This is a genomic window from Streptomyces buecherae, assembly GCF_014295035.1.
GTDB classification, from domain to species: Bacteria; Actinomycetota; Actinomycetes; order Streptomycetales; family Streptomycetaceae; genus Streptomyces; species Streptomyces youssoufiensis.
This window is the reverse complement of sequence record NZ_CP060404.1, coordinates 946,752-963,832: the sequence shown is the minus strand read 5'-3', so window position 1 is coordinate 963,832 and position 17,081 is coordinate 946,752. Positions and strand designations below refer to the sequence as shown.

At 72.0% G+C, this 17,081-nt stretch carries 16 protein-coding genes and 3 pseudogenes; 12 read left to right on the top strand and 7 right to left on the bottom strand.

Annotated elements, in window-relative coordinates; translation table 11 throughout:
* Positions 1 to 85: 85 nt before the first annotated feature.
* The 4 genes from pqqC (at position 86) to H7H31_RS03415 (ending at position 3,230) form a co-directional block, all read left to right on the top strand.
* Entirely contained in the window at positions 86 to 805 is a 720-nt protein-coding gene (gene pqqC, locus H7H31_RS03430; protein ID WP_187085171.1) for a pyrroloquinoline-quinone synthase PqqC, read from the top strand.
* Positions 802 to 1,140 carry a pyrroloquinoline quinone biosynthesis peptide chaperone PqqD gene (pqqD, locus tag H7H31_RS03425; RefSeq protein ID WP_232109664.1) on the top strand — a complete coding sequence of 113 codons (339 nt, stop codon included), beginning with the start codon at positions 802 to 804 and terminating at the stop codon, positions 1,138 to 1,140. Before pqqC ends, pqqD begins: the two co-directional genes overlap by 4 nt.
* Positions 1,137 to 2,303: a pyrroloquinoline quinone biosynthesis protein PqqE gene (gene pqqE, locus H7H31_RS03420; RefSeq protein WP_187117760.1), complete on the top strand. Its 1,167-nt coding sequence runs from the start codon at positions 1,137 to 1,139 to the stop codon at positions 2,301 to 2,303. The genes pqqD and pqqE overlap by 4 nt, the downstream gene beginning before the upstream one ends.
* Positions 2,304 to 2,438: 135 nt before the next feature.
* Positions 2,439 to 3,230, top strand: a complete 792-nt coding sequence (locus H7H31_RS03415) for an SDR family oxidoreductase (RefSeq protein ID WP_372456008.1) — start codon at positions 2,439 to 2,441, stop codon at positions 3,228 to 3,230.
* Between the two features lie 229 nt (positions 3,231 to 3,459).
* Here the strand turns inward: H7H31_RS03415 and H7H31_RS03410 are convergent, their stop codons facing one another.
* Entirely contained in the window at positions 3,460 to 4,311 is an 852-nt protein-coding gene (locus H7H31_RS03410; protein WP_187117758.1) for an NAD(P)H-binding protein, read from the bottom strand.
* A 153-nt stretch (positions 4,312 to 4,464) separates the two neighbouring features.
* Positions 4,465 to 4,782 (bottom strand): annotated as a pseudogene (locus H7H31_RS03405) (transposase); the annotation flags it as partial.
* Positions 4,783 to 4,908: 126 nt separating this feature from the next.
* Here H7H31_RS03405 and H7H31_RS03400 point away from each other — a divergent pair.
* Positions 4,909 to 5,547 (top strand): HNH endonuclease family protein, encoded by a 639-nt coding sequence (locus H7H31_RS03400; protein WP_187117757.1) that lies wholly within the window; start codon positions 4,909 to 4,911, stop codon positions 5,545 to 5,547.
* Positions 5,548 to 5,661: 114 nt separating this feature from the next.
* Here the strand turns inward: H7H31_RS03400 and H7H31_RS03395 are convergent.
* A pseudogene (locus H7H31_RS03395) lies at positions 5,662 to 6,132 on the bottom strand (permease); the annotation flags it as partial.
* A gap of 167 nt (positions 6,133 to 6,299) precedes the next feature.
* The gene (gene aztA / locus H7H31_RS03390; RefSeq protein ID WP_187117756.1) at positions 6,300 to 7,043 is read right to left on the bottom strand and encodes a zinc ABC transporter ATP-binding protein AztA; all 744 of its coding nucleotides are present in this window, start codon (positions 7,041 to 7,043) and stop codon (positions 6,300 to 6,302) included.
* 14 nt (positions 7,044 to 7,057) lie between these two features.
* Between aztA and aztB the strand changes: the two genes are divergently transcribed.
* The 6 genes from aztB (at position 7,058) to rpsN (ending at position 12,276) form a co-directional block, all read left to right on the top strand.
* On the top strand, positions 7,058 to 7,954 hold the full coding sequence (gene aztB, locus H7H31_RS03385; protein WP_187117755.1) for a zinc ABC transporter permease AztB: 897 nt from the start codon (positions 7,058 to 7,060) through the stop codon (positions 7,952 to 7,954).
* Positions 7,955 to 7,964: 10 nt separating this feature from the next.
* Positions 7,965 to 9,203, top strand: a complete 1,239-nt coding sequence (locus tag H7H31_RS03380) for a hypothetical protein (protein ID WP_187117754.1) — start codon at positions 7,965 to 7,967, stop codon at positions 9,201 to 9,203.
* Complete coding sequence (gene aztC / locus H7H31_RS03375; protein WP_187117753.1) at positions 9,200 to 10,162, top strand: zinc ABC transporter substrate-binding protein AztC; 963 nt, start codon at positions 9,200 to 9,202, stop codon at positions 10,160 to 10,162. Before H7H31_RS03380 ends, aztC begins: the two co-directional genes overlap by 4 nt.
* 90 nt (positions 10,163 to 10,252) lie before the next feature.
* Positions 10,253 to 11,455 carry a zinc metallochaperone AztD gene (aztD, locus tag H7H31_RS03370; RefSeq protein ID WP_187117752.1) on the top strand — a complete coding sequence of 401 codons (1,203 nt, stop codon included), beginning with the start codon at positions 10,253 to 10,255 and terminating at the stop codon, positions 11,453 to 11,455.
* 279 nt (positions 11,456 to 11,734) lie between these two features.
* The gene (gene rpmB / locus H7H31_RS03365; protein WP_187087652.1) at positions 11,735 to 11,971 is read left to right on the top strand and encodes a 50S ribosomal protein L28; all 237 of its coding nucleotides are present in this window, start codon (positions 11,735 to 11,737) and stop codon (positions 11,969 to 11,971) included.
* Positions 11,971 to 12,276 (top strand): 30S ribosomal protein S14, encoded by a 306-nt coding sequence (gene rpsN / locus H7H31_RS03360; protein ID WP_187117751.1) that lies wholly within the window; start codon positions 11,971 to 11,973, stop codon positions 12,274 to 12,276. The genes rpmB and rpsN overlap by 1 nt, the downstream gene beginning before the upstream one ends.
* 166 nt (positions 12,277 to 12,442) lie before the next feature.
* On the opposite strand, the gene H7H31_RS03355 is transcribed toward rpsN, so the two are convergent.
* Complete coding sequence (locus tag H7H31_RS03355) at positions 12,443 to 14,182, bottom strand: SpoIIE family protein phosphatase (protein WP_187117750.1); 1,740 nt, start codon at positions 14,180 to 14,182, stop codon at positions 12,443 to 12,445.
* A 249-nt stretch (positions 14,183 to 14,431) separates the two neighbouring features.
* On the opposite strand from H7H31_RS03355, the pseudogene H7H31_RS33635 reads away from it, so the two are divergent.
* Positions 14,432 to 14,713, top strand: a pseudogene (locus H7H31_RS33635) (hypothetical protein); the annotation flags it as partial.
* 69 nt (positions 14,714 to 14,782) lie between these two features.
* Here the strand turns inward: H7H31_RS33635 and H7H31_RS03345 are convergent.
* Positions 14,783 to 15,439 carry a TetR/AcrR family transcriptional regulator gene (locus tag H7H31_RS03345; protein ID WP_187117749.1) on the bottom strand — a complete coding sequence of 219 codons (657 nt, stop codon included), beginning with the start codon at positions 15,437 to 15,439 and terminating at the stop codon, positions 14,783 to 14,785.
* A gap of 266 nt (positions 15,440 to 15,705) precedes the next feature.
* The gene (locus H7H31_RS03340) at positions 15,706 to 17,034 is read right to left on the bottom strand and encodes an aspartate aminotransferase family protein (protein WP_187087648.1); all 1,329 of its coding nucleotides are present in this window, start codon (positions 17,032 to 17,034) and stop codon (positions 15,706 to 15,708) included.
* Between the last annotated feature and the right edge of the window lie 47 nt (positions 17,035 to 17,081).

Here is a 17,081-nt window from a genome sequence, read left to right as displayed (position 1 = left end):
CGCGCTGCGCACCGGCGACGGGCCGGGAGCCACCGAGGACGAGAGAACGGGACCGGCGCCGGGCCCGGAGGCCGGCGCTGGGGGAGTGGGCACCGCGGCCTTCGAGGCGCGGCTGCGGACCATCGCCCGGGAGCGCTACCACGACCGGCATCCGTTCAACGTGGCCATGCACGAGGGCCGGCTGACCCCCGACCAACTGCGCCGCTGGGTCCTCAACCGCTTCCACTACCAACGCCACATCCCGATCAAGGACGCGCTGGTCCTGGCCAAGTTCGACACCCGCGAGCACCGCCGGACGTGGTTGCGCAGGGTGCGGGACCACGACGGCGGGGCCGAGGGCGAGGGCGGCATCGAGAACTGGCTGCGGCTCGGCGAGGCCGTGGGACTCGACCGCGACCTGCTGCTCTCCGGCGACGAGGTGCTGCCCGGCGTACGACTCGCGGTGGAGGGTTACGTCAACTTCTGTCGGCTGGGCTCGCCGCTCGAAGCGGTCGCCGCCTCGCTGACCGAACTGTCCGCGCCCGGCATCATGCTCACCCGCATCGACGCCTTCGAACGCCACTACCGCTGGATCGACCCGGCCGGGCTGACCTACTTCCGCAACCGCGAGCGCGAGGGGCGCCGGGACAGCGGGGAGGCGTTGGACCTCGTGCTGTCCTGGGCTACGACCGCCGCCGACCAGGACCGGGCGGCGGCGGCGCTGAGCTTCAAGTGCGACGTGCTCTGGTCGCTGCTCGACGCGGTGGCGCACGCCGACACCGCCGACCCCGTCACCGGCCCCGACCGGGTCAGGTGGCGGCCGTGAGCCGGACACCCGGCGCTAGCACGCGCACCGACGCCCGGCCCGCCCCCGCCGCCGGACCCGCCGTCACCACCGCCGTCGACCCCGCGTGGCGGCCCGCGCTGTCCCCCGGCATCATGCTGCGCCGGGACCGGGTGCGGGAGGCGGACCTGCTGGTGCTGCCCGAGCGGGTGGTGGTGCTGACCGGCCGGGCCGCCGACATCGTGCGGCTGTGCGACGGGCGGCGCGAGGTCGCCGCGATCGTAGGAGAGTTGGCGGACCGCTTCCCGGGCGCGCCGGTGCCGGACGAGGTGCCCGCGTTCCTGGCCAGGCTGCGTGAACAGGGGTGGCTGCGATGAGCGAGACACCGCAGCGCCCCTGGGCCCTGCTGGCCGAACTCAGCCACGGTTGCCCGCTGCACTGCCCGTACTGCTCCAACCCGCTCGAACTCGTCCGCAGGTCGGCGGAGTTGAGCACGGACGAGTGGTGTGAGGTGATGCGGCAGGCCGGCGAGTTCGGCGTGGTGCACACCCACCTGTCGGGCGGCGAGCCCCTGCTCCGCGTCGACCTGGAGCAGATCGTCGCCGCCGCCGACGCGGCCGGCATCTACACGCAACTGGTCACCAGCGGCGTCGGGCTCACCGAGGACCGGCTGGGCTCCCTTGTCGACGCCGGGCTGCGCAGCGTGCAGCTCTCGGTCCAGCACGCCGACCCCGCCCGCTCCGACCGGATCGCCGGGCACCGGGCGTTCGCCGCCAAGGAACGGGCCGCGGCGCTGATCCGCGCGGCCGGGCTGCCGCTCGGCGTCAACGTGGTGCTGCACCGCGACAACCTGGACGCCGTGGACGCCATCGTGGACCTCGCGGTGGCCTGGGACGCCGAGCGGATCGAGCTGGCCAACACGCAGTTCTACGGCTGGGCCCTGCGCAACCGGGAGGCCCTGCTGCCGAGCAGGGAGCAGTTGGCGCGGGCCGGCGCGGCCATCGAGCGCCGCCGCGCCGAACTCGCCGGCACCATCGAGCTGGTGTGGGTGATGCCGGACTACTTCGACGGCGTGGCCAAGCCGTGCATGGGTGGCTGGGGCGCGGTCTCGCTCACCGTCGCCCCGGACGGCACCGTGCTGCCCTGCCCGGCCGCCTCGGTGCTGCCCGACCTGGACCCGCCGAACGTGCGCGACCGGTCGCTGGAGTGGATCTGGGACTCATCGCCGGCGTTCACCAGGTACCGGGGCACGGCCTGGATGCCCGAGCCGTGCCGGAGCTGCCCGAGCCGCGAGATCGACTTCGGCGGGTGCCGCTGCCAGGCGTACGCGCTCACGGGCGACGCCGCCCGCACGGACCCGGCCTGCGCGCTCTCGCCCGACCACGCCCTGGTCCGCGCGGCTGTCGACGCGCCCCGCGACACCGCCGCGCCCACCACCGAGCCCCTGCCGCTCGCCGCGCCCGGCCAGCGCGCCCGGGCGTCCGCGGCGAGCGTGCCGTACGTCTACCGCACCCCGGCCGCCGGCCGCCGCGCCCCGTAACGGGGTCGGTCCCCGCCGCTGGCGCTGCCGCCCTGCCGGGGCGGTGGCGCCAGCGGTGGGGGAGTGGCGACTGGCGGTGGCGTCCGGATGAAACGCGGTTGCCCGCTCCGGCCGCGGGCTGGAGGATCTCCTCCCGTGCACCCCATCGACGAGAACGAGACGACCGCCCCCCGCACGCCCCGCCCGCTCGCGCTGGTGACCGGCGTGGGCCGCACCGTCGGCATCGGCGCGGGCGTCGCCCGGCAACTGGCCGCCTCGGGCTGGGACATCGCCTTCACCTACTGGCACCCGTACGACCAGCGCATGAGCTGGGGCGTCGAGTCCGGGGCGACCGACGCGATCGACCGCGCGCTGACCGCGTGCGGCGCGTGCACCGTGGCCGTCGAGGCGGACCTCGCCGACCCCGAGGCCGCCGCGCGCGTCTTCGACGCGGCGGAGCGCGACCTCGGCCCCGTCACCGCCCTGGTGATGTGCCACTGCGAATCGGTCGACTCCGGCCTGCTCGACACCACCGTCGAGAGCTTCGACCGCCACTTCGCCGTCAACGCGCGAGCCACCTGGCTGCTGATCCGCGAGTACGGGCGGCGCTTTGGCGGCGCCCACGGAACGGGTCGGATCATCAGCCTCACCAGCGACCACACCGTGGGCAACCTCCCCTACGGCGCGAGCAAGGGTGCCCTGGACCGCGTCACCCTGGCCGCCGCGCACGAACTCGCCCACCTCGGCGTCACCGCCAACGTGATCAACCCGGGCCCCGTCGACACCGGGTGGATGTCCGAGGAACTGCGCGAGGCGTGCGCGGCGGAGACACCGCTCGGCCGCCTCGGCACCCCGCAGGACACCGCCCACCTGGTGGACTTCCTGTGCTCGCCGCGCGGCCAGTGGATGAACGGGCAACTGCTGCAGAGCAACGGCGGCTCCGCTTAGGGCCTGTGTCGGAAGTGCTCAAGAACTCTTGCGGAGATGGCTTTCTGGGATGGGTGCGGATCCTTCTGAGTGACGGCACGCCATAGCCATGAGATGACGTGCCGACCTGTACGGTTCGACCGCTCGGGGCTTCCCTGAGCAGGGGCTCGACCTCGGCGTCAAGCGTGTGGGCGACGGAGTCGAGATCCGGTGCTTCGGTCGCCTATGTCAACGTGTATTGACGTCCCTCTCAGTGGAAGTCCGCCGCGTGGTCCACCGCCCACTCCTGGAAGGATCGGGCCGGGGTGCCCGTGATGCGCTCCACCTCATCGTTGACCGGCTCCGGATTGTCGAGCATCTCCGCCTGGGCCGGCAACACGGCCTCCACCAGCTCTGCCGGGTAGCCTGCGGCCTTCATCTGCTCGATGGCCTCGTCCAGCGCGACCTCCTCGAACCGCACCGGTCGCCCGATCGCCTCGCTGATCAGGGCCACCTGCCGTTCCTGGGTGATCAGTTCGGGGCCGGTGATCAAGGGGCGGGCGCCGAGCAGGGCGTTGGTCGTCAGCGCCTGAACGGCGACCGCAGCCATGTCCGCCTCGTGGATCAGCGGGCGGGCCAGCCTTGCCAGCGGCGCCCGTACCACACCGGTGGTGCGGACCTCCTCCGCCCAGCCCAGCGTGTTGCTCGCGAACCCGGTGGGCCGCAGCGCCGTCCACTCCAGGCCCGATGCCTCGATCAGCCGCTCCAGCTCCGTGTGGAACATGGTGACCGCCTCGCCGGGCTTCTCCTGCTCGCTCCCGACCCCGGCGGATGACAGGTACACCACCCGTCGAGCGTGCTTCCCGATCGCGTCGATCACCTCCGACGCGCCCTCAGCGCCCAGGAACGGCCACACCAGGAAGACCGAATCGACGCCCTCCAGGGCCGTGCCCAGCGACGCGGGATCACCGAGATCGCCGCGCACCGCCTGCACACCCTCCGGGAAGTCCGCCTCCCCTCGCACCAGCGCCCGCACGGGCACGCCTGCCGCGTGCAGTTGGGCCACCACCGCGCCGCCGACCTTTCCAGTCGCGCCGGTCACCAGGATCCTGGGCTGTGTCATCGGAATCTCCTCGTCTCGCCGTTCGATGACACGACTCTCGTACATCAACCAAGGTTCAGGTCAAGCAGCGGCCGGAGTGGCCGTCAGGTGCTGTTCCAGCCGGCCATCTGCCCGCGGTGGTGGAACGTGGATCCCCCGTGTGACGGCCGAGCGTCACAGCCACTCGTTGATGGCTGCGATGAGCACGGTCGCCTCGTAGCGGACCGCGAGCTTGTCGTATCGCGTGGCGGTGGCACGATGCCTCTTGAGGCGGTTGATCCCGCACTCGACCGCATGAGGCTCCCGGTAGTCGAACGGGTCGAAACGCGGCGGCCGGCCGCCGCGGGAGCCAAGCTTTTGGCGGTTGCGCACCTGGTCGGCCGTGTCGGGGATGGTGCAACGGATCCCGCGGCGGCGCAGATAGGCGCGATTCCTGCGGGAGGCGTACGCCTTGTCAGCGCGCACGCGATCAGGACGGACGCGCGGCCGGCCCGCCGCCCCGCCGGGGCTACTGCTCATGAAGAGTTCACCGGGGCGTTTCTACCCGCATAGACCCAGCGGGGCCACGATGAGCGACGCCGCCTCCCCACCCTCGACGTACGGGAGTTGACGACCCTCATGCAGATATTCCGCCGCGGTGTCCTCGCCGCGACCGTGGCCACGGCTTCGGCCGCCGCCCTGCTGGCCACCGCCCCGACGGCGCACGCCGCTCTGCCCACCCCGGTCAGCGCCGCCACCGCCCGCTCCTACCTGGCGGCCATGCCCGCCACCGCCGAGCACTCCCTCACCGGCTACAGCCGTGACCTGTTCCCGCACTGGATCACCATCAGCGGCGCGTGCAACACCCGCGAGACCGTCCTCAAGCGCGACGGCAGCGGAGTGGTGACCGACTCCTCCTGCGCCGCCACCTCGGGAAGCTGGTACTCCCCGTACGACGGGGCCACCTGGTACGCCGCCTCCGACGTGGACATCGACCACCTCGTACCGCTGGCCGAGGCGTGGCGCTCGGGCGCCTGGTCCTGGTCCACCTCCAAGCGGCAGGCCCTCGCCAACGACCTCAGCCGCCCCCAGCTCCTGGCCGTGACCGACGACGTCAACCAGTCCAAGGGAGACCAGGACCCCGGTAGCTGGTGGCCCTCCCGCACCGCCTACCGCTGCACGTACGCCCGGGCGTGGGTGCAGGTCAAGCACGACTACGGGCTGTCCGTCGACGCCACGGACAAGAACGCCCTCGCCTCGGTGCTCAACGGCTGCTGACCAGGCACCCGCCGGCCGCGACGCGGCCCCACCCCGCCCGGTCCGCCGGGTGGGGTGGGGCCGCGTCGCCCTGGGCGGGGGCTACTTCACGTACTGGTGGTCCCAGGAGCCGCGGACCAGCGAGGCCGCGAACCGGGCCACCACCGATATCGGTGCACCGGGGAAGGCGAGGGACGCGGCGACGAGCACCAGGGGGTTGACCGCAGGCACGGACAACGGGAAGGCGAGGGCTGCCGCCGGGGCCGCTCCGCGCCGCAGGAGACCGCCGGCCACTGGCACGGACGCGCACTCGCACCCCGGGCCGCCCCATCCCGGCCGCACCCGCCACGGGTACCGAGAGAGCGGGACCGCGCGGCAGCAAGCGGGCGAAGGCCCGTTCGGGAACCAGCGTGCCGACGGCCGCGGAGGCCAGCGCAGCGAGCGGGAGGAACGGCACCCCCTGGACGGCGGCGGTGAACACCGTCCACCAGGCCGCTACGGGAGGCGTGTGGAGACCGAGGGCGAGCATCGGGCCGAGCACGCCGGCGACCGTGACGATCGTGCGGAGCGAACCCCGCCCAGCAGGACATCCACCCTCACCCGCACGGTGAGGCGTACGGCGCCGGCGAGCCCGCCCCGCCCCCCGGCGTACTTCTGATCGCGTACGTCACGCGCTCCACCGTTCGACGACCACCGTGCGGCACCGGCCAGCCCAGCCTGCCGAGGCCGCGGTGATCCGCACCTGCCGACCGCCACACGTCCGGTCCCGGTCCTCACATCGGCTGCCAGATCCTGGAGAGCGTCTGAGGGGTGAGTACCGCTGCGGGCGGGCCGTCCGCGACCAGATGTCCGTCGCTGAGAAGCAGGCAGGTGTCGGCGGAGCGGGCGGCCTCGAGATCGTGCGTGGCCTGGACGATGGTCGTGCCGTCGGCGACCAGGGCGGTGAGCAGGGCCGTGATCCGCTCCCGCGCCTCGGGGTCGAGCCCGGTGGTCGGCTCGTCCAGGAGCAGCAGGTCGGACTGTTGGGCGAGGCCCTGCGCGATCAGGACCCGTTGGCGCTGGCCGCCCGACAACTCGCCGAGCTGACGGGCGCCGAGGTGGGCGACGCCCAGTCGCTCCATGGCGGAGTCGACCACGGTCCGGTCCTGCCGGGCCAGCCGCCGCCACAGTCCACGCTCGCCCCAGCGGGCCATCTCCACGGTCTGCCGCGCCGTGAGGGGGAGCGTGTCACCGACGGCGCCGCGCTGCGGGACGAAAGCCGGCGGCGAGCCCTCCGCGTACCGCACCTGCCCGGATGTGGCAGCGATCACTCCGGCCAGGACGCCCAGCAGCGTGGACTTGCCGCTCCCGTTCGGCCCGACGAGTGCGGTCACGGCCAAAGCCGGTACTCCCGCGCTGAGTTGGTGGAGCACGGGGCGGCCTGGATAGCCGGCGTTCAGCTCGTGGAACCGTACGCGCTCGTTCCTCGGTTCGCCGTCCGGCGGCGACAGGGGGTTGTTGTTGAACATGATTGTCATTATAAGGTTCTCGTATGGAGTGGTTGACGGTCCCCTTCGAGGTGGCCTTTGTGCAGCGGGCCCTGTGGGCCGGGATCCTGGTGTCGGCGATATGCGCCCTCGCCGGGACGTGGGTGGTGCTCCGGGGGATGGCCTTCCTGGGCGACGCCATGTCCCACGGACTGCTTCCCGGCGTCGCGGTCGCCTCGCTGCTCGGGGGCAACCTGCTGGTGGGGGCGGTAGTGAGCGCGGCCGTGATGACCGCGGGCGTCACAGTCATCGGACGCGCTCCGAGGCTGTCCCAGGACACCGGCATCGGCTTGCTGTTCGTCGGCATGCTGTCGCTCGGCGTCATCATCGTGTCCCGCTCGCAGTCCTTCGCGGTGGACCTCACCGGATTCCTCTTCGGCGACGTCCTCGCCGTGCGCGAGAGCGACCTGACCCTTCTCGGTGTGGCCTTCTTGCTGGCGTTGGGCGTCTCGGCGTTCGGGCACCGGGCCTTCCTGGCGCTGGCGTTCGACGAGCGCAAGGCCAGGACGCTGGGTCTGCGCCCCCGGCTCGCGCACGCCGTCCTGCTGGGGCTGCTGGCGCTGGCCATCGTCGCTTCCTTCCATGTCGTCGGAACCCTGCTCGTCCTGGGCCTGCTCATCGCCCCGCCGGCGGCGGCCCTGCCCTGGGCGCGCAGCGTGGGCGGCGTCATGGTCCTGGCCGCGGTCGTCGGCGCCGCCGCCACCTTCGGCGGCCTGCTCCTTTCCTGGCACTTGAGCACCGCGGCCGGAGCGACCGTCTCCGCCCTCGCCGTCTGCCTCTTCTTCCTGTCCCACCTAGCGTCCGGACTCCAGCACCGCCGCCGTGCGCGCCGTGACGGCGTCCTCGCCCCGGCGGCCCCCTTGGCCCCGAGGGCCACCACGTCCCGACCGAACGAAACCTGAGGCGATCCCGTTGCTCGTCCGAAGAAACGTCACACTGCTCGCCCCGGCACTCGTGGCCGTGGCCATCCTGGCCGCCGGATGCGGGGGCCAGGACGACGCCAAGTCCGGCGCCGGGAGCCCCGCTTCCTCCGCCACCCCGCACGGCTACGTGGAAGGTGCCACCGAGGCGGCCGAACCGCAGTCCCGACTCCTGCTCGGCGACCCCGAAAGCGGCGACACCCAGGTGCTGGACCTGACCACCGGCAAGGTCCACGACTCCGCCCGCAGAGCCGGTGTCACCGCACTGACGACGGACGGCCGCTTCGGCTACTTCCACGGCGCGGACGGCATCCAGGTCATCGACAGCGGCGCGTGGATGGTCGACCACGGAGACCACGTGCACTACTACCGCGCGAAGATCCAGGAGGTCGGCGAGCTTCCGGGCGGCACCGGCACGGAGGTCCGTGGCGACGCGGGCGTCACCGTGGTCACGTCGGCCGACGGGAAGGCGAGCGTGTACCCGCGCGCGGAGCTGGAGAAGGGCTCCCTCGGCGCCCCCGCCCGGCTCCCCGGTACCTACGCCGGTGCCGTCGTGCCGTACGCGGACCATCTGATCGCCCTCACCGGCGACAGCGGCGGCCCCGCTGAGGTCGCCGTGCTCGACCGGTCCGGCAAGCGCGTCGCCACCCCGCAGGCGGAGTGCGAGGACCCCGGGGGTGACGCGGTCACCCGGCGCGGGATCGTCCTCGGCTGCGCCGACGGCGCCCTGCTCGTCCACGAGGACGACGGCGCCTTCACCGCCGAGAAGATCCCCTACGGCGAGGACGTGCCGAAGGCGGAGCGTGCCGCGGAGTTCAGGCACCGTCCGGGCAGCAGCACGCTCACGGCGCCCGCGGGTGAGGACGCCGTCTGGGTCCTGGACGTCACCGAGGGTGCCTGGACCCGGGTGGAGACCGGCCGGGTGGTCGCCGCCAACACGGCCGGCGAAGGCGCACCACTGTTGGTCCTGGAGAGCGACGGAGCCCTGCACGGCTACGACGTCTCCGCGGGCAAGGAGATCACGGTCACCGATCCCTTGCTGAAGGACGTCCCCGAAGCCGGGTCCGGAGCCACCGCGGTGCCGCTGATCGAGGTGGACCGCAGCCGCGCCTACCTCAACGACCCCGAGGGCAGGCGCGTGTACGAGATCGACTACAACGACGACCTCCGGGTGGCCCGCACGTTCGACCTGGACGTCCGGCCGTCTCTGATGGTGGAGACGGGCCGATGAGCGTGCGCGTGGGTGCGGCACGGGTCCGCGCCCTGCTGGTGACACTGATCAGCTTCTCTGTTCTCGCCGCCACGACCAGCGGCTGCGCGGGAGGCGACGACGCGTGGCCCCGGATCGTGGTGACCACCAACATTCTCGGCGACATCACCCGGGAGATCGTCGGGGACGAGGCGGACGTCAGTGTCCTGATGCAGCCCAACGCCGACCCGCACTCCTTCGGCCTGTCGGCCGTGCAGGCCGCGGAGCTGGAGAACGCGGACCTGGTCGTCTACAACGGGCTGGGACTGGAGGAGAACGTACTGCGGCACGTGAAAGCGGCCCGCGAGTCAGGGGTGGCCACCTTCGCGGCAGGCGAGGCGGCCGACCCGCTCACCTTCCACATCGGGCAGGAGGGCGGCCCCGAGGAGCAGGCCGGCGAACCCGACCCGCACTTCTGGACCGACCCCGACCGGGTGCGCAAGGCCGCCGGCCTGATCGCCGACCAGGTCGCCGAACACGTGGACGGCGTGGACGAGAAGGCCGTCCGGAACAACGCGGCACGCTACGACGGACAACTCGCCGATCTCACCACCTGGATGGAGAAGTCCTTCGCCGCCGTTCCCGAGGACCGGCGCGCCCTGGTGACCAACCACCACGTCTTCGGCTACCTCGCCGACCGCTTCGGCTTTCGCGTGATCGGTGCCGTCATCCCCAGCGGTACCACCCTCGCCTCACCCAGCTCCTCCGACCTGCGCTCCCTCACCCGGGCCATGGAGAAGGCCGGTGTGCGCACTGTCTTCGCCGACTCCTCCCAGCCCACCAAGCTCGCGGAGGTCCTCCGCCAGGAGATGGGCGGCGATGTCGACGTCGTCTCCCTCTACTCCGAGTCGCTGACCGAGAAGGGCAAGGGCGCCGGCACCTACCTGGAAATGATGCGCGCCAACACCTCGGCCATGGCCGAGGGCCTCACCGGCGACTGAACAAGCGTCCCCGCGGACCGGCGAACCGAACACGCCGACCGATCCACCACACAACCCCGCGCCCTCAGGGCCGGAGAGGAAAGACACGCGATGAACAGGTCGACACGCGCCAGAACGCTCACGGGCACGGCACTCGCCCTGGCGACGGCCATGGCGCTGACCGCCTGCGGCGGCAACGACGACGCCTCGTCCGACGCCGAGCCGAAGAAGCAGCCGAAGAGCGGCGAGGCCGCCGCCGTCGAGAACCCGGTCGTCGCCTCCTACGACGGGGGGCTCTACGTCATCGATGGCGAGACCCTCAAGCTGGCGAAGACGATCGAGCTGCCCGGATTCAACCGGGTCAACCCGGCCGGGGACGAGGACCACGTCGTCATCTCCACCGACACCGGCTTCCGCGTGTTCGACGCCGCCCGGCAGGAGTTCACCGACGCCGAGTTCAAGGGGGCCAAACCGGGCCACGTCGTGCGGCACGGCGGCAAGACGGCCCTGTTCACCGACGGCACGGGCGAGGTGAACGTCCTCGACCCCGCCGAGCTGGCCGGCGGTAAGCGGCCTGAGACCCGGAGCTACACCTCCGCCGAGCCCCACCACGGTGTGGCGATCGAACTGGCCGACGGCGAACTCGTCACCACCCTCGGCACCGAGGAGAAGCGCACCGGCGCCCTCGTCCTGGACAAGGGCGACAAGGAGATCGCGCGCTCCGAGGACTGCCCTGGCGTGCACGGCGAGGCCGCGGCCAAGGGCGAGGTGGTCGGCCTAGGCTGCGAGGACGGCGTACTGCTCTACAAGGACGGCAGGTTCACCAAGGTCGACGCGCCGGGTGACTACGCCCGTACCGGAAACCAGGCGGGCAGCGACGCCTCCCCGATCCTCCTGGGCGACTACAAGACCGACCCGGAGGCGGAGCTGGAGCGGCCGACGCGCATATCCCTGATCGACACCCGCACCGCGAAGATGAAGCTGGTCGACCTCGGCACCAGCTACTCCTTCCGCTCCCTCGCCCGAGGCCCGCACGGTGAGGCCCTCGTGCTCGGCACCAACGGCGTCCTGCACGTCATCGACCCGGAGACCGGCAAGGTCGAGAAGAAGATCGACGCCGTCGGCGACTGGACCGAGCCTTTGGACTGGCAGCAGCCCAGGCCCACTCTGTTCGTCCGTGACCACACGGCCTACGTCTCCGACCCGGGCAAGCGCCAACTGCACTCCTTCGACCTGGAGTCGGGCGAGAAGCGGAAGTCCGTGACGCTGCCGAAGGGCACCAACGAACTGTCCGGCACGGTGGTCGGTCACTGACCGGTCCCGCTCCAGGATTCCACGGACTGCCGAGCGGTCCGAGGGGGGAACACCCGCCGAGCCGTGTTCCGGCGGGCGTTCCGTTCTGCCCACCCCCTGCCCTCACCCGGCCACCGGGGATGTCCGGTGCCCCCCGGCGCCGCGTCCCAGGCGAGCAGGGTGCCGGGGCGGTCGGCGAGCCAGAACCGTCCGCGGCTGCGGGCCGCGGCGCAGCAGAGGTTTTCGAGCGCCTGGTGAAGGCGTTCTCCTTACCGTTCCAGATGAGAGGTAGGTGCGACCTTGTCCGCCCACTGCCAACTGACCGGCGCCCAACCGGGTTTCGGCAACGCCATCTCCCACTCGCATCGGCGCACTTCGCGCCGCTTCGACCCCAACATCCAGCGCAAGCGCTACTGGTTGCCCAGCGAGGGGCGGCATGTCCGGCTGACGCTCAGCGCTAAGGCGATCAAGACCGTCGACAGCATCGGCATCGAGGCCGCCGTGGCCCGTATTCGCGCCCGAGGGGGGAAGGTCTGATGGCCAAGAAGAGCAAGATCGCGCAGAACGAGAAGCGCAGGGCGGTCGTCGAGCGATACGCGGCCCGCCGTGCGGAGCTGAAGGAGATCATCCGTCGGCCGTCCTCCAGCGAAACCGAACGCCAGGCCGCAGTGGACGAACTGCGGCGCCAGCCCCGCAACGCCAGCGCTACCCGAGTACGTAACCGGGACAGCGTGGACGGGCGACCGCGCGGTCACCTCCGGAAGTTCGGACTCTCGCGCGTCCGCGTGCGTGAGCAGGCCCACGCCGGCTTCCTGCCCGGGGTTACCAAGTCCTCCTGGTGATCGCTCCGCTCGCGCGACGGGCCGCGAGTCAGGCCGTGACTCGGCGCAGTCACGGCCGGACCGGCCGCTGAGTGCGCCTGCGGATGCCGGGGCGGGCGCTCAGCCCACCGGCTCAGGAGCTTCGCCTGTCTCCCGTTCCGCCTCCTCGATCTGCCCCCCACGCGGGTCAGACAGGTTCAGGGGAAGGGGGCGTGCGCAGCGCGATCATGGCGACGTCATCGTCGTTGTCGCTGGGGCGGACCTGGTCCAGCAGCAAGTCGCAGAAGGAGTCGAGGGGGCGGTGGGCGAGGGAGGCCGCGTGTCGGCGCAGGCGGTCAAGACCGTGATCGATGGAGTGGTGCGGGGATTCGACCAGCCCGTCGGTGTAGAGGACGAGGGTGACCCGTGGGGGCAGGACGGTGACGGCGTCGGGGCGGGGTCTGGTGACTCCGGTCCCGAGGAGTATGCCGTGAGCCCCGTCGAGGTAGCTGGTCCGACCGTCGTCGGTGATGAGCAGGGGCGGCGGGTGGCCGGCGTTCGTCCAGCGGAGGCGCCACAGTGCGTCGTTCCCGAGGGTGAGCCTGGCGAAGATCATGGTAGCCATGGACACCTCGGCTATGTGCATCACGGCGTCGTCGAGCCGTGTGACGACGGCGCTGGGCGGGGCCTCGGGATGGGACCAGGCGAAGGCGCGCAGCATGTTGCGGACCTGTGCCATGCCGGCCGCGGCGTCGAGGTCGTGTCCGACGACGTCGCCGATGGCCAGTGCGTGGGCGTGGGCGCCGAGGGCGAAGGCGTCGTACCAGTCACCCCCAACGGATGAGGCGTCCGGAGCGGGCTGGTAGCGCGCGGTCATCTCCAGCCCGGGCAGGACGGGCAGTTGGGGCAGCAGGTGGCGTTGCATGGTCTCGGCGACTTTGCGCTGGCGCTGGTACAGGCGCGCGTTGTCCAGCGCCAGGCCCGCCCGGCGGGTGAGGTCCTCCAGCAGCGGCAGGTCGGCAGAGGTGAAGGCGTCGTGGCGCTGGGCGCGGCCGAGGGTCAGGGCGCCGAGTACGTCGCGCAGGCCCCGAATGGGCGCGATGACGGCGGAGTGCATACCCGTCGCGGTGAACAGGCGTTGCTGCTCGACGGCGATGCCGGAGTCGGGCGGACCTTGGTAGGTGGCGGGACCGGCGAGGGAGGAGGCGGCGCCGCGCAGGGCCCGTGACAGGGGCATCGGCGATTCCGTCGGCACCGGAGGCATAGGGCCTTGCAGGTCGTCCCGCTCGACGAGAATGCCGTCCTTGTGCTCCGTCACGAGAACACGTCGCACTTCGTCACGTTCGGTGAGCAGGTCGAACACCGCCCAGTCCGCGAGCCGGGGCACGGTCAGGGCCGCGAGCCGGTGCAGCGCCTCGTCGACGTCCAGGGTGGAGGTGAGCTGCGTGGTCGTCTCGGCGAGCAGGGCCAGTCGGTCCAGTTCCGTCAGCGGCGCGGAGTGGCCACCGTCGCTGTGGCGATCGTTTGGCTGCTTGGCCTCGTACAGCAGCGCCAGCCCACCTGTCCCACCCCGATCGGGTGAGTAGGGCATCATCAGCCAGGACAACTGGACAAGAGTGCCGTCCCCACGGGCGAACCACTCGGCGTCGCCATGCCTGGTGTCGCCCGTGAGGAGCGCCTCCCTGATCTGGCAGCGCGTGCGCGGCACCGAGTGCCCGTATCTGTCCCGGTGCAGCAGGTCGTGGAAGTCCTGACCCACGAGTTCCGAGGCGTCCCTGCCCAGCAGGCTCTGGGCCGCGTTGTTGACCGCGACGATGAGGCCATCGTCATCGACCGTGATGGCGGACGCCCGTAGGTTTTCCAGCGTTCCGCCGAGCAGGGCGTGAGAACGCGCCTGATGCCCGGACCGGGAAGCACTGTCCCTGCCGAGAGCGGCGACGTCGTCCATGTCCCTCCTCTGTTCACGCGTCGAATGGAGCCGAGTACCCCGTCTTGTGTCCGGCATGCACGAAAGGCGCGTGTTTTCTGCTGCGAGCCCCCCGACGCCGGGCCTGCCCACGTTATGCCCGGCGGAGGCGGGCCGTAGCCGGTCCAAGGGGGCGACGACAGAGTGTACGAGGCGGTGGCCGGTCTCCCTCAGCACGGCGACCGCGTGCGCGAACCGATCTTGAATGGGTGAGGGCCTTCCGGGTTCGGTGTGGATCGCGCCGTCAACACCGACCGGAAAGGCCCTCGTGCCCCACCGTCATGCCCCCTGACCGAGACCGGGCGGCTGCGTCTGGCCCGCTGCCTGGTCGAAGAGCACTGGCCGCTACGGCGAGCCGCTGAACGCCTCCAGATTTCTCCCACTATCGCGCAGCGGTGGGCCGAGCGCTACCGGCCGACTGGGCAAGGCGGGCGTGACAGACCGCTCCGGCCGCCCCCGCCGGCCCCCACCCGCGCCGAGCGGCGCATCATCATCAAGATCCGCCTGCGGTGGACACGGGATCCACGGCGAAGCCGGCCAACCACCCGCCAGCCGCTTTCCCCACCTCACGGGGCGGTAAAACTAGCCCGCCAGTAGGGCGTCCAGTTCGGCCGCGTACATCTCGGCGGGGTCGAAGTCCATGCCGGTGAAGTGGCCGGCGAGCTCCAGGGAGAGGAGGCCGTGCAGGCGGGTCCAGAAGGAGAGGGCCCGGTGCAGGGCCGCCGGGGGCGCGGGATGGTCGCCGGTCCACGCGCGGTGGTCCGCGAGGTGCGCGTCGAACGGTGAGGCGGGCCCGCTCGGGGGGAGGGCGGCGCAGGCGTCGAGCATGAGGGTCATGATCTCGTGGGTGATCGCCGTGGTGTCCTCGGGCGCGTGGTAGCCGGGCACGGGCGTGCCGTAGACCAGGAAGTAGCGCTGCGGGTCGGCCAGGGCCCAGCCGCGCAGGGCGTGCGCCAGGGCGGCGAGGTCCGGGCCGGGTCCGGCCTCGGCGGCCAGCCGGCAGGCGTCGGCCAGGCTGCGGTACGCGTCCCGGATCAGCGCGGTGATCAGGTCGTCGCGGCTGGCGAAGTACCGGTAGAGCGCGGGCCCGCTCATACCCATCTGCTTGGCGATCGCGTTCAGGGACAGCGCGGACGCCCCCGTCGTGGCGATCTGCTCCCACGCGCGTTCCTTGATCTCCGCGCGCACCTGGGCGCGGTAGCGCTCGCGCGGGGTCGTCGTCGCGTGGGTCTCCGCCATGGCCTGCCACCCTCCCGGTCCCATGGAGCTACAAGCTGAAGCTTGGGTGAGAAGCTATCACGGCCTGCTCGTGGCTCGGGGTCGAGAAGCTACCGCTCGCACGATCACGACGGATAGACCGACCGGCGGCGCGGAAGGGGGCGCCCCGGTGGCGGAGGGCCTGGTCGCCACCGCTGTGAGCGGGAGCGGGGGCGCCGCCCGCCCCGGTCGCCCCGGCCGGCTCGGCGGCAGCGAGAGAGTGCGGGGCGGGCGGGCGCGGGCCGGGCTCAGCGGGTGGCGGTGGCCGCGCCGATCGCCCGGTCCAGGATGTCCAGGCCGAGTGCGAGTTCGTCCTCGGTGACGGTCAGCGCCGGCGCGATGCGCAGGACTCCGCCCATGCCGGGGAGCTGGACGATGTTGGTGTGCAGGCCGAGTTCCAGGCACCGCCGGGTGACCCGCGCGCCCAGCTCGCTCGAACTCTCCTTGGTCTCGCGGTCGACGACGAGTTCGAGCCCGGCGAGCAGTCCCCGGCCACGGACGTCGCCGACGACGGCGTGCCGGTCGGCGAGGTCCCACAGGCCCTGGCGGAGCAGGTCCCCGAGCGCCCGCGCGCGGGCGTCGAGCCCGTCACGGACCAGGACATCGATGACGGTGTTGCCGACGGCCGCCACCAGCGGGTCCGCCACGTGCGTGGTGAAGAACAGGAACCCGCGCTCGTACGCCTCCCGTTCGATCTCGGCGCTGGTGACCACGGCCGCCAGCGGGAGTCCCGCGCCGAGCGTCTTGGAGAGCGTGAGGATGTCGGGGACGATGCCGTCGCGCTCGAACGCGTACCAGGTCCCGGTGCGGCACAGGCCGGTCTGGGCCTCGTCGAGGATCAGCAGCATGCCGCGCTCCCGGCACTTCTCGTGCAGGGCCGCGAAGTAGCCGACCGGCGGCTCGATGATGCCGCCCGAGCTGAGTATCGGCTCGACCAGGCACGCGGCGAGGCTGCCGGTCGACTGGGCGTCGATCAGGTCGAAGGCGAAGTCGAGCTGGCGGCGCCAGTCCAGCCCGCCGTCGGGCGTGGTGAAGTCGGGCCGGTACGTGTTCGGCGCCGGAATGGCGAAGTTGCCGGGCGCGGCCGGCCCGTAACCCTTCCGTCCCGCGCTGTAGGTGGCGGACGCGGCGGCCTGCGTCATGCCGTGCCAGGAGCGCGCGAACGAGACGATCTCGTGCCGACCGGTGACGAGCTTGGCCATCCGGACGGCGGCCTCGTTCGACTCGGCGCCGGTCGTCAGCAGCAGGACCTTCTCCAGCGGGGCGGGCAGCGTCCCGGCCAGGCGGCGGGCGAGGTCGACCACCGGGCGGCTGAGCATGCCGCTGTAGAGGTGGTCGAGGTCCGCTACCTGTCGTCGCACGGTGGCCACGATCTCCGGGTGGCAGTGCCCGAGGATCGCGCTCATCTGACCGGAGGTGAAGTCGAGTATCCGCCGCCCGTCCGCGGTGCGCAGGAAGCTGCCGGCGGCGTGCTCGATGATCTCGGGCGTGAACTCGCCGCCGTAGCGTACGAGGTGGCGCTCGGCGTCGGTCCAGAAGGTCTCGGTGGGCGACGGGGTGGGGGTCGTAGCAGCCATGCCGCCGACGGTAGGCGCGGGGCCCACGGGGCGTCCATCTCAGCCTT

Coding starts and splice junctions, on each gene's coding strand:
- pqqE (WP_187117760.1), top strand. CDS start 1,137: ATGAGCGAGACACCGCAGCGCCCCTGGGCCCTGCTGGCCGAACTCAGC.
- H7H31_RS03410 (WP_187117758.1), bottom strand. CDS start 4,311: ATGACACAGCCCAGGATCCTGGTGACCGGCGCGACTGGAAAGGTCGGC.
- H7H31_RS03400 (WP_187117757.1), top strand. CDS start 4,909: ATGCAGATATTCCGCCGCGGTGTCCTCGCCGCGACCGTGGCCACGGCT.
- aztA (WP_187117756.1), bottom strand. CDS start 7,043: ATGACAATCATGTTCAACAACAACCCCCTGTCGCCGCCGGACGGCGAA.
- aztB (WP_187117755.1), top strand. CDS start 7,058: ATGGAGTGGTTGACGGTCCCCTTCGAGGTGGCCTTTGTGCAGCGGGCC.
- aztC (WP_187117753.1), top strand. CDS start 9,200: ATGAGCGTGCGCGTGGGTGCGGCACGGGTCCGCGCCCTGCTGGTGACA.
- aztD (WP_187117752.1), top strand. CDS start 10,253: ATGAACAGGTCGACACGCGCCAGAACGCTCACGGGCACGGCACTCGCC.
- rpsN (WP_187117751.1), top strand. CDS start 11,971: ATGGCCAAGAAGAGCAAGATCGCGCAGAACGAGAAGCGCAGGGCGGTC.
- H7H31_RS03355 (WP_187117750.1), bottom strand. CDS start 14,182: ATGGACGACGTCGCCGCTCTCGGCAGGGACAGTGCTTCCCGGTCCGGG.
- H7H31_RS03345 (WP_187117749.1), bottom strand. CDS start 15,439: ATGGCGGAGACCCACGCGACGACGACCCCGCGCGAGCGCTACCGCGCC.
- H7H31_RS03340 (WP_187087648.1), bottom strand. CDS start 17,034: ATGGCTGCTACGACCCCCACCCCGTCGCCCACCGAGACCTTCTGGACC.